This window comes from Devosia epidermidihirudinis (assembly GCF_000971295.1).
Taxonomy (GTDB): domain Bacteria; phylum Pseudomonadota; class Alphaproteobacteria; order Rhizobiales; family Devosiaceae; genus Devosia; species Devosia epidermidihirudinis.
On the sequence record NZ_LANJ01000045.1, the window covers coordinates 24,771 to 39,613 of the forward strand.

Sequence of the window (14,843 nt, forward strand, 5' to 3'; positions counted from 1 at the left end):
ATCGATTAGCCGCGCAGGATGTCGAGCGTGCGCCCGAGCATCTGCCGCGTCACGCTGACGACGTTGAGATTGGCTTCGTATGTGCGCTGAGCCTCGCGCATGTCTGCCGCCTCGATCAGCGGATTGACGTTGGGGTACTGCACATAGCCCGTCGCATCGGCTGCCGGATGGCCCGGCTCATAGCGGCTGGTGAACTCGCTCATGTCATAGGCAAGCTTGCCGACCTCAACCACTTTGCCGCCCACTGCGGAATCATAGGCAGCCTGAAAGGTCGGCACGCGGCGGCGGTAGGGGTCGTCGCCCGGCGCCTTGCCTGCCGAGTCGGCATTGGCGAGGTTTTCCGCGATGACGCGCATGCGCGCAGACTGCGCGTGCAACCCGGTCGCGGCGATTTTGAGCGAGGCCGAAAAATCCATGAAGCCCTACTTTATCCCTGACGCCCAAGCGCCGTTTTGAGGATCTTGATGGACTTCTGGTAGAGGCCTGTAGCCGCCTGATAGTCCATCATATTGGTCGTCACCTTCATCATCTCGTCTTCGAGCGTGACGCCGTTGCCTTCCGGGGTGATCTCGAAATTGGCCATGCGCTGCGCGCCAAAAGCGCTGCCTTCGCCGCTGGACACCGAAAAGTGGTTGGGTTGCGTCGCGGTCGTGGTGACACTCGCGGACGAGAAAGCACTAAGGCTCTCGGCAAAATCATACTGCGCCAGATCCCGCCCGCGATATCCCGGCGTTGCCGCATTGGCGACATTCTCGGCCAGTAGACCTTGACGCGTCTGGTGCCAGCGCATCTTGTCCGTGAGCGCGGCAAACACCGGCAAATTCATCAGGCCCATTGGCCGTGTCCCCCGCGAGTCTAAGTGCGCGATGGGCAATTCTTGCCGGTCGATGGTTAATCAAGTGTTAACCGGCACGCGTTACGCCGGTTTCGCCTTCGCATTTTGCACATTTACGCAGACTGCTAGGCAATATATGCCGCCTTCGTGCGGCGATCTGAGTTGGAGCGAAGATGCAGTTCATTACCAGTCTATTCGGTGGGTCGGGCAACTCCGCCCTGACCGCAGTTTTTGCACTCGGCATTGTCGTTGTGCTGATCCTGCTCGGTGTGTGGCTGCTCAAGGTGCTGTTCAATGCATCTGGCCGCGTCGCCCGCGGCCGCAATCGTCGCCTCAACGTCGTCGATACGCTTTCGCTGGACCCAAAGCGCCAGCTTATCATCATCCGCCGCGACAATGTCGAACACCTGATCCTCACCGGCGGGCCACATGACGTTGTGATCGAAACCGGCATTCCGGTCGATGAAGCCCAGGTCGCCCAGCAAACGCGCCGTCCCATCCCGATGGTAGCTGCGCGCAAGCCAATCCAGCCTCCCGTTCAACCAACCCCGCCTGCCGCACCGGCAGCGCCCGTTGCCAAGGCAGCGGCCCCAGCGGTTGTGCCACCCGAAGCCGTAGTGGAACCACCAGCAGCCCCTGGCAGCGCCATCGAGCAGCTACGCAAGATGGGCAAGCCCACCGACAAGCGCGCCCACCTCTCACTGCGCCACACTGGCCTGCTCCGCCCTGTCGAGGGCGACGGCAAAGCAGATATTGCGGGAAAACGTGGCAAGTCGGCTCCCGCCCCTGCCGACTCAGCTAAAGAAGAAGGTGCTCAGCGGGACGTGGAAGGCACCGATCTTGTCGACGGCAACAACGAGGCAAACCGGAACTGACGCTGCGCCCAAGCGCACTCGTCGCCTTGCCCCCTATGCCACGATCACCGCAATGGTGCTGCTGGCGCTGACCCCGAGCCTGGCCTTTGGCCAGGATCTCTCCATCAATTTCGGCGACGAAAGCACCCTCACCGAGCGAGCGGTTCAGCTCATCGGCTTGATCACGCTGCTTTCGCTCGCGCCGTCCATCCTTGTGATGGTCACCAGCTTCACCCGTATCGTGGTGGTGCTATCCCTGCTCCGCACGGCCATTGGCCTGCAGACGGCGCCGCCCAACTCGGTGATGGTGTCGCTGGCGCTATTCCTCACCTTTTTCATCATGCAGCCCACCCTGCAGCAGACCTATGATCTGGGTATCGCGCCCCTGATGGCAGGTGAGATCGAGATCACCGAGGCCGTCGAGCTTGGCTCCGCGCCAATCCACGAATTCATGCGCGCCAATGTGCGTGAGAAGGACTTGGAGCTGTTCTACGACCTGACCCAGGAAGAGCCTCCGGCAGAGCCCGAAGAAATCTCTATGCACCTGCTGGTGCCTGCCTTCATGATTTCCGAACTGCGTCGCGCCTTCGAAATCGGCTTCCTGCTGTTCCTGCCCTTCGTCGTCATCGACATGGTGGTGGCGTCGGTCCTGATGGCGATGGGCATGATGATGCTGCCCCCGGTGGTGATCTCGCTGCCGTTCAAGCTGATCTTCTTCGTGCTGGTCGACGGCTGGTATCTCGTCGCCGGCTCCCTCGTCCGAAGTTTCGTCAGCGGATAGAGTGGCCCTCGGGCCCATATCGCACCGCGTTACCTACTCGCCACATCGCCGCTTTTGACCTCGCTGGCCACCAGGGGTGCCAGAGCGTCGTTATTGCCATAGGTCTCGCGGTAGGCTGAGAGGAACGCGTTGATCCCGTCCACGCCCGACACCTGATTGGCCACGGCCTTGAACTCGCGGCTGGTGACTTCGATCTGCCCGGTCACGAGATCGAACATCGGCCACTCGGGCGAGGTCACCATCCGGTCGGCAAACTTGGCGCGCAAGCGGGAGAGCCCGAACGTGTCATTGGCCAAGACGTAGCCGACGGCTGCCTTGATGATGTTCATCCGCGCGGGCTGGCTCAGCGCGCCAGTTTCATTGGCGTAGAGCCCTTCCAGCATTTCGCCGGCCTGGGTGTAGCGCCTGCCCTTCCAGTTCGCATCGATCCGCATCAAGGCAACATCGCGGCCATCGAGATCGCGCAACATGTCGAGGCCCAGCTGTTCGCGACCACCATCGATCATCGCGCGCGCTTCCAACACGCGGCGCTGGCGGTTGAGCGTCTCCGGCAGGTCTGGCAGACGCGTCGCATTGAGCACCCGCAGCGCATCCTGTGGCTTGCGGTCAGCCAGGTAGATCACCGCCAGATCGGCCGCGACCTGCGTCCGGGCAACTCCGCGCAAACGACTATTGATCTGGTATTCCAGCAGCTCCGCAGCTTGCGGCAGGAGATCCACCCGCACCAGACGGCGCGCCAGATTGCGGATCATTTCATCGCCACGGCCACCCGGCGGCGTCAGCTCGCGGAAGTCGTAGTACAGGCTCAGCGCATCAATCGGCCCCAGCGAGTCCGCCACGCCATCGAGGAACAATTCACCGAACTGCGCAGCCGCTTCATCGCGCAGCGCATTGATGGGCGGGCTTTCCGGATAAGTCGAAACAGCCTGCCGCACAGTCTCGAAGCCCTGCCGATAAGCACCGTTACGGAAATAGAGCTCAGCGACCAGTTTCTGCATATCCGCCTCAAGCGGATTGCCGCGCCACAGCATGGCCTCGACTGCTAGCGTCTGCGAAGCTTTGTCGAGGTCGAGACGCCCAGCCTGATCCAGCAGGCGCAGGGTGCGGTAGACAGCCTCGGCGCGCGTTGGACGAATATCAGCGGCGATCACCTGCCCATAAATATCGATGGCTTCATCGTTGCGCCCGCGCGCCTCATCGATCCGCCCCGACAGCAGGTGATAGAGCGTGACCTGCTCCGGATCGAGACGGCTGAACGCGATCTTGGACAGCATGCGCTCGGCCAGGCTCGCATCGTCAGTCTCAACGCCCGCACGCACTGCGGCGAAGTAGAAGCGATTTCGCACCCAGTCAGGATAGCTGTCGATGATCCCTAGCGCGTCGACGGCATCGAGCTTTGCGCCCTTAAAGTCGTAGCTTTCGGCGCGCGCGATGGTGCGCCAGATCAGCCCGTCGATATCCTGCGTCATGGTCGGCAGGTTGAGAATGCCCAGCGCGTCGGATGCCCGGCCCGCCATCGTGTTGGCAATGGCCATATTGATACGCACCTTGCGCTCCAGCGACTTGTCCGTCAGCTCGGCCTGCAACACGCGCAGCGTGCCAAGCGCCTCAAGGCCAAACTGGTTGGCGTTGTAGTATTGCGCCAGGGTCAGTCGCGCCCGGTCGAGGTCCGCGCCATCGGCAGCCACGGCCGCCGCCGTCATCATTTCATCGCGCCGCTTGGTGAAAATGCCCGGATCATTGGTTTCCAGCGCCGCCAGATCGACATAGCTCCCGCGTGTCGCTTCGGCCTGCGCCGCATTGAGCGCTCGCGGACTGTCCTGCGCAGAAACGATCAGGCCGCCCGGCGTCGTCACCACCGCCAGCGTGTTTTCCAGGGCGACGTCGAGGTCGTCGCTACGTGGCTTGAGCACCAGCCCATGAACGCTGCGCAGGGCAGAGAAGTCGACATAGTCCAGCGTCCGCGTCACGCCGCGAGCAGGCGGATAGGCCGTCACGACCTTGAGCATGTCTCCAACAATCGGATCGCGGAAGTCATGGATGCGGGCCGGTCGCGCCACGTCGGCAACAACCTCAAAGTCACCCGCAGCATCGCGACGGCGCGACAGCTCGATCGGTTCGGTTGGTCCCAGCATGATGTCGCCGAGTGACAGGACCCACGCCATACCTTCCGAGCCCAAAGTCGCTAGCCGGTCTTTGGAGAGCTCGACCCGCACCACCTGCGTATCGCCAGCCGCCGCCACCGCAAACTCGCTGGTCAGCGCGTTGAGCGCCTCGGACTGGTTGGGCACGGCAATGCCCGAAACCGTGTCGAAGATCATCCAGACCGTATCGCCACGGCGAAATACCGCTGCCGGGGTGTCCTGCTCGAACGGAAACACCACACGCACCGTAGAGCCGAGCACACTGACAAACGGTGTGACGGTTTTCGCTTCGGGCTGGGACTTCAGCATGTCAACGCGCGGCTCGGGTGTCTCTCCCACCGCCAACTGTACGCCGGCCGGCGCAGCGCCATCGGCAAGGTTTGCCAGCTCAAATGCAGGCAGCCCACTACCCTTAATATCGACGTCCAGAACATACTGGCGCGGATTGTTCTCGTAGAATCGCGGCTTTACGCCCTTGGCCAGCTGCAGCGTCACCTTGGCGCCGTCGGGTGTCACGGCACTCTCAATCGAGGCAATCTCGGGTGGCAGGTCCATTGCCAGCTCACGCGTATCGATGCCCACCGGCCATTCGAACATGATGCGACCGGTCTCGCCCTCCTGCACGAACTGCGCCTTGGTCGGCTGTGTCCAATCGAACTGCACGCGCATGAATGTGGGGTTGCGGCCAACCCGGATGCTGGCCTTCGGCTGTAGCGACGCCATCTCGGCAGCCTTGCGCTCGCGCTCGGCGCGGATCGCGGCCATGCGGGCACGTTCGGCCAGCTCGTCGATAATTTCCTGCGGCAAAGCAGGCGGCATGCCGCTCCAGCTCGGCGGCATGAGGTCGATGAACAGCTTTTCGCCCGCCTCGATGCGGTTGAAATTGAGCGGCGTGCGCAGGGCAAGCCGAATGCCGCGATTGTCGGGATCGATGCGCGCGACGGAGAAGTAGTCAGGCAGGATCGTGCCGACGTCAGGCAACGCAACCGACACCTGCTCCTCGAAAACCAGCGACAGAATGCCGTTCTCGATCCGCATGGTGTATTTGGGCAAGGCGTCCTTGCCGGGGAAACTCAGGATCAGTCGGGCATAGCCCTCTTCCTGGGTGACAAAGAGCTGACCTTGCTCCAGCGCCGCTACAGGCATGACAAAACCGAGCATCGCCAAGGCAATGCCCGCTGCCAGGGCACGTTTGCCCCTGTGCCAGCCAACCATAATCGCAGTCTTCACCGGCTTCTGCCCGCCCGACGCATTCTGGCATTTGCGGAAGTGGCCGATTTCTGGGCCGACGCGAAACGCCAGGGTTACATTTTCATGCGCAACCCTAGCGGTTTGGGCTTAACGTGGCCTTACCCCGAACTGTGGGGTTCAATGGCAATTGCAGAGACCTATTGCCCCACGATCTGCGGCAGCGCCGCCAGATCATCCACGGTCATTTCCGTCGCCGGACGATCTGCCAGGGCGGCCATCTTCACCGTCAGCTCCTGCGCACGCTGTGCATCCATCACCGCGAGAATGGGCGACATCTTGCGCGGGCTCATGGTCTTGGCGACCCGCAGCAGCACATTCATGTCGAGATTGTTGAAAATGTTCGCCGCGTCCTTGGGCTTCATGTTCTCGTACATGGTGACGATCCCGGCGAACTGGCCAGATTCCATCTCCTGGCGCTGGTCCACCAGCGAGGCAATTTGAGCCTCCAATGCCTGCAGCGTTGCGGCACGCTCCTCGATACGCTTTTCAGCAGCGTCGACGATGGAGGCACGAAGGGCGAGATTCTGCTCGAAGGTTTCCAGCTCGGTGCGACGCGCGGCCAGACGCTCCAGCAATTGCTGCTCGGTCATGGTGGAGCCGTCCGCACTCACCAGCGGAACCGTGTGCCCGCTGGCGTCCAGCTGCATGGGGACCGCGTCACCCGATGGCAGACAGTCCCCAGCCGGCGATGCCGGACGTGGCGCGGATGCCGCAGCACCCTCCCCGCCGGACGCAGCATCGATCACCAGAGGCGCATCGCTCAGCGTGGTGGTGACGTCGATACAGGTCGTTTCCCGTACGGGGATCAACGGCAATTCCGCAGGGGCAGGTTCGGCAGGCGCCCCATGCTCTGCCGACGCAGCTTCGACAACGGGCGCGGCGCCGTGCTCGGCAGCGGCCGGTGCAACTGCGGCCGGGGGGGGCGTACCGGCAACAGTTGGCGTGGTGTCGCTCAATGTCGGACTTGTGTCGGCGATGGTCGGCTCACCCGGCAGCGTGAGCGTCATGCCGGCTTCGCCGCCCTCTTCCTTGCCAGCAGCGGGTGTCGCGCCAGCGGCCTGCGCCGTTGTCGTTCCGGTCAGCACATAGGCGCCGTTGGTCATCAGCCCAATGGTCTTGAGAACCAAAAGGGCTGCAACCGCCATCACGACAACAGGGAGCAGGCGGACGTTTTTCACGCAGCGGCTCCCCGAGTGCGAACACGCTCAGACAATTGCTGCAGTGCAGACTGCACCTTGGTGGTCTCCTCGACAGGCTGGGCCATGGTCTGGCTATTGCGCGCCACGCTGGTGATCTTGGCGATGCGCTCCATGACGGCAGTACCGGCCGTGACGTGGTTGGCCAGCTCGATGCCGAAGCGCTCAGCTTCTTCAAGGCGCGAATTCAGCGACAGGTCGGCTTCGATAGCCGTCTGCTTGAGTTCCTTGATCGCCTGATTGGCCAGATTGGTTGCTCCGACAAGATCAGCCACCATCTGACGCATCATGTCCTTATCGGCATGTAGCCGCTTCAGGCGCTCGTTGAGCACAACGCAATATCCGATGGTCAGCGCCAGCAGAATAGCGACCGCGCTTTCTACAAAAAGGCCCAGGGGCAAACCGAACATCATCGTCCTTCCAGATTTTCGTCGATTGCTTCAAAGGCCGCCATGGTGACCTTTGGAGCATTGAGGGGGCGGGTAACCCGCACCGATACGTGATTGCCGATGTGGCCCATGATGGCCTCGGTGAGTTCGACTTCGCCGCATCGCAACCGCACCGGGTCGGTTGGCGTGCGCTCGAACATCACCGTATCGCCGGCCTTGAGCTTCAACAGACGCGACAGTGGCAGGTCCTGCTCATGCAGCACTGCCTCGATCTCCACATCAGCCGAATAGATTTCAGTCGCCAGATGGCCTTCCCAGATCGGGTCGCGGCCAAATTTTTCACCCATGAACATCTGCAACAGCTGTTCGCGGATGGGCTCGATGGTGGCGTAGGGCAGCAGAATTTCGATCTTGCCACCGCGATCATCCATCTCGATGCGCAGCTCAATCAGGATGGCAGCATTTCCGGGCCGGGAAATGGCAGCGAAGCGCGGATTGGTCTCCATGCGCTCCAGCTTGAAATTGACCTGTGTTACCGGCTCAAACGCGCGGTGGGTATCCTCGAGAATAACCTCGATCATGCGACGCGCCAGCGCCAGCTCAATAGTCGTATAGGGCCGCCCCTCGACACGGATATTGCCAGCAGTGCGACGCCCACCCAGCAATACGTCGATCATCGAATAGATCAGGCTGGAGTCGACCGTCAGCAGCCCGTAATTCTCCCATTCCTCAGCCTTGATGACCGAGAGAATAGCCGGGAGCGGGATGGAATTGAGATAGTCACCAAAACGCACCGACGAAATGGAGTCGAGCGTCACTTCCACATTGTCTGAGGTAAAATTGCGCAGGGACGTCGTCGTCAATCGCACCAGGCGATCAAAGACGATTTCCAGCATGGGCAGGCGCTCGTAGCTCACCAGCGCCGAGTTGATCAGCGCCTGAACGCCCGTCAGCTCGACATTACTGCCAACGCTGGCATCAAAGCCCAGCAGACTGTCAATTTCGTCCTGATTGAGCACGCGGTCGCCGCCACCATCGGCATCACCCATGCCGCCCTCGAGCATGGCTGCCCACTCGGCAGTCGCCGCAGCAGCAAGCTGCTCTTCGGTCATCTCAGTGTTGGAAGCGGCGGAGGCAAGATCGTCGATCCCCCACTCCTCCGACAGTTTGTCCTGATCGCTTGGGCCCGCCATTACTGCACCAGGATTTCCTTGAAGAGGATGGATTCAATGCGGCTGGGATAGATGGCGACATTGACGCGGCGCAGCAGCTCTTCCTTGAGGCGATAGACGCCGGCAGAGCCTTCGAGGTCGGACTTGCGCAGCTCGCGCAGATAGACCTGGAACGCATCGACCACCTTGGCCATGCGCGGCTGGATTTCCGTCATCACGCTTTCATTGGCCACTTCCAGGGCCACTGTCAGCTTCATGAAGGACTCGCCCTCCCCGCCATTGTTCAGGTTCACCAGCATGGTCGGCAGGTTGAAAATAAACGTGCTCGCGCCGGCCACAGGGGCGCCAGCCTCATCGGTGACGCCGTGTTCGGCCTTTGAAGTGTTGGACGAAAGAAAGAAGAACAGCCCACCGCCGGCCAGCAGCACGACGATCGCTGCGGCGCCAATAATGATGAACAGCTTGGGAATACCCTTTTTGGCGGGTGCGGCGCTGCCTTCGACTTCTGCTTCCGCGGCCATGCGAACCTGCCAAACATATGGGAATCCGGACGATTCCGGCGATGTACCCAGCTAAGCGCCGGATGGTTAACGAATAGTTACCAACACACCTAAAGCGGCAGAAATTGCCGGGCAGCCTTTACCCAGCAAGACATCAACGCACCTGCTCCATTAACGCACCGAAACGCCCAAGCATCTGATTTTATTAAACTTTCAGACTTGGCATGGTTTCTGCAATGTTAACGGCGAGGCCATCAGCTTGGGGAAGCAGGCGGTTTCGGGGAAAGAGAACACCGGGGATCAGCAATGATCGAGAATGCTCAACTTATCAGCCTCAGCCGCCAGATGGCGCTGCAGCGTCAGATGGATGTCGTGGCCAACAACATGGCCAACATCAACACGACCGGTTTCAAGGGCGAGCAGCTGCTGTTCGAAGAATACATCATGCCGGTCGCCCGCGACCGCACCTTCCCCACCATGGACCAGCCTCTCTCCTATGTGCAGGACTGGGCCACCATTCACGACCTGGGCGCTGGCGCTGTAGAGCAGACCGGCAATGACCTCGACGTTGCGCTCAATGGCGGCGGCTTCTTTGCCGTGCAGACACCAGGCGGCGAGCGCTGGACCCGCTCGGGCGCTTTCCAGATCAATGGCGCCGGCAATCTGGTCGACCTCAATGGCAATCCTGTTCTCGGCGAAGGCGGCCCCATCCAGTTCGGCCCCGAAGAAACCGGCATTCAGATCGCTGCGGACGGCACGGTCAGCTCCAGCGCAGGCGCCAAAGGCAAGCTGCGCGTTGTCGAGTTCGCTAATCCGCAGGCCCTTGCCCGCGAAGGCAAGAACCTGTTTTCCGGCGGCACGCCCGTCGCTGCCACCAATACCCGCGTCATGCAGGGTTTTCTCGAGCGCTCCAACGTCTCTGGCGTTTCGGAGATGGCCGAGATGATCCGCGTCAGCCGCGCCTATGAATCAATGGCCTCAATGACCCAGCGTCAGGATGAATTGCGGCGTTCCGCCATCCAGCGCCTCGGCGACACCAACGCGTAATCCGGAGTAAATGCCATGAAAGCCCTCTACATCGCATCCACCGGCATGAGCGCGCAGGAACGCAACGTCGAAGTCATCTCCAACAACATCGCGAACATGCGCACCACTGGCTACAAGCGCCAGCGCGCAGAGTTCGAAGACCTGCTCTACCAGCAGATCACCCGCGCGGGCGCCCCAACCTCCGACCAGGGCACGATGATCCCGGCAGGTCTGGAAATCGGTTCGGGCGTGCGCACCGTCGCTACCCCGCGCGTGATGAGCCAGGGCAGTGCCAACATGACGGACCGCGAGCTCGACGTCGCCATTCGCGGCGAAGGCTTCTTCATGGTCCAGATGCCCGACGGCCGCACCGCCTACACCCGCGATGGCTCGTTCGATCGCGACGGCAACGGCAATATCGTGACCTCCACCGGCTACCAGATCGATCCAGGCATCACCGTTCCAGGCAATGCCAACGGCATCGCGATCTCGCCCGATGGCACCGTGTCGGCCTATCTCGACAATGACAGCATCCCGACCCAGCTCGGCCAGCTCCAGCTCGCCCGCTTCGTCAACAAGTCGGGTCTGGAGTCGCTGGGTGACAACCTGTTCGTGGAAACTCCGGCCAGCGGCCCTGCCCAGGTCAGCGTTCCCAATAGCGATGGCACCGGCAATCTGCTGCAGAACTACCTCGAAATGTCGAACGTCAATTCCGTCACCGAAATCGCTGACCTGATCGCTGCCCAGCGCGCCTACGAGATGAACGCTCGCGTCATCTCGGGCGCTGACCAGATGATGCAGGCCACCAGCCAGCTGCGCTAAGGGAGTCCGTTTTGATGATCACGCGTTCCGTTATCGCCGCCGTAGCCACTGTGCTCTTTGCGGGCACCGCCTTCGCCACCCCTGTTCTCAAGGCCGACATTCTGGTCAACTCCCCCGTCGTGACCGTCGGCGACATGTTTGATGATGCGGGTCTTTCCGCTGAATCCCCCCTGTTCCGCGCGCCTCTCCCCGGCACCAGCGGCTTGGTTCCCCTGGCTGCGGTTCGCGCCGCAACCGCCCGTGTCGGTCTCGACGCCTTCGCCACCGATGGTCTGGAAAGCGTCCGCGTCACCCGCGCGGCAACCGTGATCGACGAGGCCTATCTGGCCAATGTCATCACCCGCGACCTGATCAGCCGCGGCATCATCACTGAAGGCATGTCGGCGGACACCATGTTCTCGTCCGCCTTCACCCCGATCAATGCCGAGGCCGTGGCCAACCCCGTCACCGTCTCCAGCCTGCGCTATCTCCCCGGCACAGGCGCTTTCGTGGCCCGCTTCGTCGTGGCCGGCGTCGAACGCCCCATCGACGTCAACGGCAATATCGAGCTGATGATCACCGCTCCCCATCTCACCACCAACCTCCCCGCTGGTGCCATCCTCTCCCCGGCCAATATCGAGATGCGTCCGGTATCTCTTCGCTTTGCTGAAAGCACAGGCATCTCCCGCATGGAAGACGTCGTCGGCAAGGCGCTGACCCGCGCCAGCCGCGATGGCATGATGCTCAAGCCAGCCGACATCTCCGTTCCCATGGCCATCGCCAAGAACGATCTCGTCACCATCTATTTCCGCAAGGGCCCAATGACCCTGACCGTGCGCGGCCAGGCCATTACCAGCGCCGCCACCGGCGGTCCGGTGCAGGTGCTCAACCTCATGTCCAAGCGCGTCATCAGCGCTACCGCTCTCACCGCAGGCGCCGTGGAAGTCAGCAATGACCCGCTGGCCCTCGCTGGCCTCTGAGACTCAGGAGAACCGACCAATGAACCTCTTCAAGCTCACCACACTCCTGACGCTCACCGCCGTGCTGGCAGGTTGCAACACCACCGACCGCCTGGCCAATGTGGGCAATGCCCCACCGCTTTCGGCCATTCAGGACCCAACCACCATGGCCGGCTACCAGCCGATCCACATGCCTATGCCCGAAGCGATTGCCGATACCTATCAGGCCAATTCGCTTTACCGCACCTCGGCCAAAGGCTTCTTCAAGGATGAGCGCGCCCACCGCATCGGCGACATCCTCACGGTCATCGTCACCATCGATGACAGCGCCAAGATTGCCAACACGACCCAGGCCACCCGCGCCTCCAGCAATTCGGCCGGCATGGGCGGCATCCTCGGCAACGCCATCAAGGACGCTTCGGGCGGCACCATCAATCCATCGGCCGCCGTCGACTTCACCTCCGGCATCAACAACAAGGGCAATGGCTCGGTCAACCGCTCGGAAAGCCTTGCCACTTCGGTTGCCGCCGTCGTCACCCAGGTTCTGCCCAATGGCAATCTGGTCATCGAGGGCCGCCAGGAAGTGCGCGTGAACTTCGAAGTCCGCGATCTCATCGTCGCCGGCATCGTCCGCCCATCCGACATTCAGGCCAACAACACCATCCGCTCCTCCAAGATCGCTGAAGCCCGCATCGCCTACGGCGGCCGTGGCCAGATCACCGATGTGCAGCAGCCGCGCTACGGCCAGCAGGTGATGGACGCGATCCTGCCTTTCTAAGGCTCCCAGTTCCCGGTTCCGCACATTCCCCCGATTGGTGCGGGCCGGCCGGCTCCAGAATAGAGCCCCTCAAGAGGCGCAGTCCCCCGGCTGCGCCTCTCCCCTTTTGTGGTGGCAAAGAATACTCCCTCCTTACCTCCCCCTAAAAGGGGGGAGGAACAGATCAAGTGTTTGCTATCCCCATGCACCAGCCAGATTCCTCCCCCTATCAGGGGGAGGCAAGGAGGGGGTACTCCGATCCCCAACCAAAAACTTATCCCCGCACCGCCACCCCGCCGCATACTCCCCTCACCACCTCACGATAGCAGCGGGTCGCGCGAACCGGCCGTGGGGGGCAGATGGGAGCGGGGGATGTTCGTAAACCCCGTGGGTTGCGTGGACCGGAGACGGGGAAGGCCCCCGACAAAGGATGCCGCCAACTGCGAAAACCCATTGCGTGCGGCGAGTTTCGCTTCACTTATTACAAAAACCATGAGGCGCAGCTCGCCGCATGCACGCTGTTGGCTTCATCCGCACCGTCCGGCAACCCCGGCGGGCCTATCGGCATGTCTTGCTCCCGGCGCCGAGCTATGGAAAACCTTTGGGCTTAATCTCGGAGTCTGCCATGTCCTTCCAGAAACTCGACGATCTCGGCCGCAAGCTTGAAGCGCTGGAACACGCGCTGTCCATTTTGGGGGCCGATGAGGCGACCCATATGGCGGTTGGCGGTGGCGAAAAGCGCGCCGAGGCCATGTCCAATCTGGCCGGCATGTACCACGCCCAGGCCACCGCGCCCGAAATCGCCGACTGGATCGAGGCCGCCAAGCCCGAGAGCGAAGACCAGGCCCTCGCCCTCGGCGAGTTCAAGCGCCAATATATCAACGCCACCTGCCTTCCCACCGAGTTCGTCGAGCGCCGCACCGCCGCCACCATGCGTTCCGAACAGCTCTGGCGCGACCTGCGCGCCAAGGGCGATTGGGACAGCTTCCTGCCCGCTCTAGAAGGCGTCATTGCGCTGGTCCGCGAGGAATCTCAGCTTCGCGCCGATGCGCTCAAGCTCGCGCCTTATGACGCCCTGATGGATCAATACGATCCCGGCAACCGCACTGCCGAGCTGAACACCGTGTTTGGCGACCTCAAGGCCTTCCTCAAGGGCTTCGTGCCTGAGGCGCTGGCGGCACAGGACGAACGCCTCGCCAAGCGGCCACGCAAGAGCCTCAACGGCCCCTACCCGATTGAAAAGCAGCGCGAACTTGGCCTGGCCGCTATGCGCGCCGTTGGCTTTGATTTCACCCATGGCTCGCTCGCCGTCTCGCATCACCCCTTCTGCGGTGGCGTGCCGACCGACGTGCGCATGACTACGCGCTATCGTACCGACGAGTTCCTGTCTTCGCTGATGGGCGTGCTACACGAAACCGGCCACGCCCTCTATGAACAGGGTCTGCCCAAGGAGTGGTCGCATTGGCCGCTCGGCAAGGCGCGCGGCATGGGCATTCATGAAAGCCAGAGCCTGTTCGTGGAAATGCAGCTGTCGCGCAGTCCCGAGTTCTGGGAATTCGCCCTGCCGCTGGTGCATCAGCATCTCGGCCCTGATGCCATTCCCGGTTGGGACATCACAGATATTCTGGCCGAAGTGAACTTCGTACAGCGCGGCTATATCCGCGTCGATGCCGACGAGGTCACCTATCCGCTGCACGTCATCCTGCGTTACGAACTCGAGCAGGATCTGGTCAATGGCAAGCTCGAAGCCAGCCAGATCCCGGAGGCTTGGGACGCCAAGATGACCGAATATCTCGGGATCTCGACAATCAACGACCCCAAAGACGGCCCGATGCAGGACGTCCATTGGCCCGGCGGCGCCTTCGGCTATTTCCCGAGCTATACGCTTGGGGCCATGATCGCCGCCCAGCAATGGGCGGCCCTCGAAAAGGCCCAGCCCAACCTGCGCAACGACATCCGCGCCGGCGATTTCACTGGCGTCAACCAATGGCGCGCCAACAACATCTGGAGCCAGGGCTCCCGCTGGTCCACCCCAGACCTGATCACCCGCGCCACCGGCGAACCCCTCAATGCCGACTTCTTCAAGGCGCACTTGAAGAATCGCTACTTGGCGTAGTTGTACAGCTGGATCAAAGCGTTAGGTGGGACGGCGGAATCAGTTTCTGCCGCCCCTAAAGC

General features: G+C 62.0%; 14 protein-coding genes. 7 read left to right on the plus strand and 7 right to left on the minus strand.

Annotated elements, in window-relative coordinates; translation table 11 throughout:
• Positions 1–5 precede the first annotated feature (5 nt).
• Together flgC and flgB are read right to left on the minus strand one after the other, a co-directional pair.
• Positions 6–416, minus strand: a complete 411-nt coding sequence (gene flgC, locus WH87_RS15630; RefSeq protein ID WP_046140606.1) for a flagellar basal body rod protein FlgC — start codon at positions 414–416, stop codon at positions 6–8.
• A gap of 11 nt (positions 417–427) precedes the next feature.
• Positions 428–835, minus strand: coding sequence for a flagellar basal body rod protein FlgB (gene flgB / locus WH87_RS15635; RefSeq protein WP_046140605.1), 408 nt, complete (start codon positions 833–835; stop codon positions 428–430).
• Between the two features lie 173 nt (positions 836–1,008).
• Between flgB and WH87_RS15640 the strand changes: the two genes are divergently transcribed.
• A complete protein-coding gene (locus WH87_RS15640) occupies positions 1,009–1,710 on the plus strand; it encodes a flagellar biosynthetic protein FliO (protein ID WP_052726644.1) in 702 nt (233 codons plus the stop codon).
• Between the two features lie 52 nt (positions 1,711–1,762).
• Positions 1,763–2,470, plus strand: a complete 708-nt coding sequence (fliP, locus tag WH87_RS15645; RefSeq protein ID WP_046140604.1) for a flagellar type III secretion system pore protein FliP — start codon at positions 1,763–1,765, stop codon at positions 2,468–2,470.
• A 29-nt stretch (positions 2,471–2,499) separates the two neighbouring features.
• Here fliP and WH87_RS15650 read toward each other — a convergent pair whose 3' ends face one another.
• From WH87_RS15650 to WH87_RS15670, 5 genes are all read right to left on the minus strand, one after another.
• Complete coding sequence (locus WH87_RS15650; protein WP_046140603.1) at positions 2,500–5,844, minus strand: tetratricopeptide repeat protein; 3,345 nt, start codon at positions 5,842–5,844, stop codon at positions 2,500–2,502.
• Between the two features lie 158 nt (positions 5,845–6,002).
• Entirely contained in the window at positions 6,003–7,043 is a 1,041-nt protein-coding gene (locus WH87_RS19120) for a MotE family protein (RefSeq protein WP_052726643.1), read from the minus strand.
• Positions 7,040–7,474, minus strand: a complete 435-nt coding sequence (locus WH87_RS15660) for a DUF6468 domain-containing protein (protein WP_052726642.1) — start codon at positions 7,472–7,474, stop codon at positions 7,040–7,042. Before WH87_RS15660 ends, WH87_RS19120 begins: the two co-directional genes overlap by 4 nt.
• Positions 7,471–8,643, minus strand: coding sequence for a flagellar motor switch protein FliM (gene fliM / locus WH87_RS15665; protein WP_046140602.1), 1,173 nt, complete (start codon positions 8,641–8,643; stop codon positions 7,471–7,473). The genes WH87_RS15660 and fliM overlap by 4 nt, the downstream gene beginning before the upstream one ends.
• Positions 8,643–9,143, minus strand: a complete 501-nt coding sequence (locus WH87_RS15670; protein WP_046140601.1) for a flagellar basal body-associated FliL family protein — start codon at positions 9,141–9,143, stop codon at positions 8,643–8,645. Before WH87_RS15670 ends, fliM begins: the two co-directional genes overlap by 1 nt.
• A 288-nt stretch (positions 9,144–9,431) precedes the next feature.
• Here WH87_RS15670 and flgF point away from each other — a divergent pair, with 288 nt between their 5' ends.
• The 5 genes from flgF to WH87_RS15695 all read left to right on the plus strand — a co-directional run bounded on the left by flgF (position 9,432) and on the right by WH87_RS15695 (position 14,781).
• Positions 9,432–10,169: a flagellar basal-body rod protein FlgF gene (gene flgF / locus WH87_RS15675; RefSeq protein WP_046140669.1), complete on the plus strand. Its 738-nt coding sequence runs from the start codon at positions 9,432–9,434 to the stop codon at positions 10,167–10,169.
• A 15-nt stretch (positions 10,170–10,184) separates the two neighbouring features.
• Positions 10,185–10,970 (plus strand): flagellar basal-body rod protein FlgG, encoded by a 786-nt coding sequence (gene flgG, locus WH87_RS15680; protein WP_046140600.1) that lies wholly within the window; start codon positions 10,185–10,187, stop codon positions 10,968–10,970.
• Positions 10,971–10,984: 14 nt separating this feature from the next.
• A complete protein-coding gene (flgA, locus tag WH87_RS15685; RefSeq protein WP_046140599.1) occupies positions 10,985–11,929 on the plus strand; it encodes a flagellar basal body P-ring formation chaperone FlgA in 945 nt (314 codons plus the stop codon).
• 19 nt (positions 11,930–11,948) lie between these two features.
• Positions 11,949–12,686, plus strand: a complete 738-nt coding sequence (gene flgH, locus WH87_RS15690) for a flagellar basal body L-ring protein FlgH (RefSeq protein WP_046140598.1) — start codon at positions 11,949–11,951, stop codon at positions 12,684–12,686.
• 604 nt (positions 12,687–13,290) lie between these two features.
• On the plus strand, positions 13,291–14,781 hold the full coding sequence (locus WH87_RS15695; protein WP_046140597.1) for a carboxypeptidase M32: 1,491 nt from the start codon (positions 13,291–13,293) through the stop codon (positions 14,779–14,781).
• Positions 14,782–14,843: the final 62 nt, after the last annotated feature.

What these genes read in the sequence shown, in the direction of transcription:
- fliM (WP_046140602.1), bottom strand. Translation starts at nt 8,643, where the DNA reads ATGGCGGGCCCAAGCGATCAGGACAAACTGTCGGAGGAGTGGGGGATC.
- flgA (WP_046140599.1), top strand. Translation starts at nt 10,985, where the DNA reads ATGATCACGCGTTCCGTTATCGCCGCCGTAGCCACTGTGCTCTTTGCG.
- WH87_RS15660 (WP_052726642.1), bottom strand. Translation starts at nt 7,474, where the DNA reads ATGATGTTCGGTTTGCCCCTGGGCCTTTTTGTAGAAAGCGCGGTCGCT.
- flgH (WP_046140598.1), top strand. Translation starts at nt 11,949, where the DNA reads ATGAACCTCTTCAAGCTCACCACACTCCTGACGCTCACCGCCGTGCTG.
- flgC (WP_046140606.1), bottom strand. Translation starts at nt 416, where the DNA reads ATGGATTTTTCGGCCTCGCTCAAAATCGCCGCGACCGGGTTGCACGCG.
- fliP (WP_046140604.1), top strand. Translation starts at nt 1,763, where the DNA reads ATGGTGCTGCTGGCGCTGACCCCGAGCCTGGCCTTTGGCCAGGATCTC.
- flgB (WP_046140605.1), bottom strand. Translation starts at nt 835, where the DNA reads ATGGGCCTGATGAATTTGCCGGTGTTTGCCGCGCTCACGGACAAGATG.
- flgG (WP_046140600.1), top strand. Translation starts at nt 10,185, where the DNA reads ATGAAAGCCCTCTACATCGCATCCACCGGCATGAGCGCGCAGGAACGC.
- WH87_RS15695 (WP_046140597.1), top strand. Translation starts at nt 13,291, where the DNA reads ATGTCCTTCCAGAAACTCGACGATCTCGGCCGCAAGCTTGAAGCGCTG.
- WH87_RS15640 (WP_052726644.1), top strand. Translation starts at nt 1,009, where the DNA reads ATGCAGTTCATTACCAGTCTATTCGGTGGGTCGGGCAACTCCGCCCTG.
- WH87_RS15670 (WP_046140601.1), bottom strand. Translation starts at nt 9,143, where the DNA reads ATGGCCGCGGAAGCAGAAGTCGAAGGCAGCGCCGCACCCGCCAAAAAG.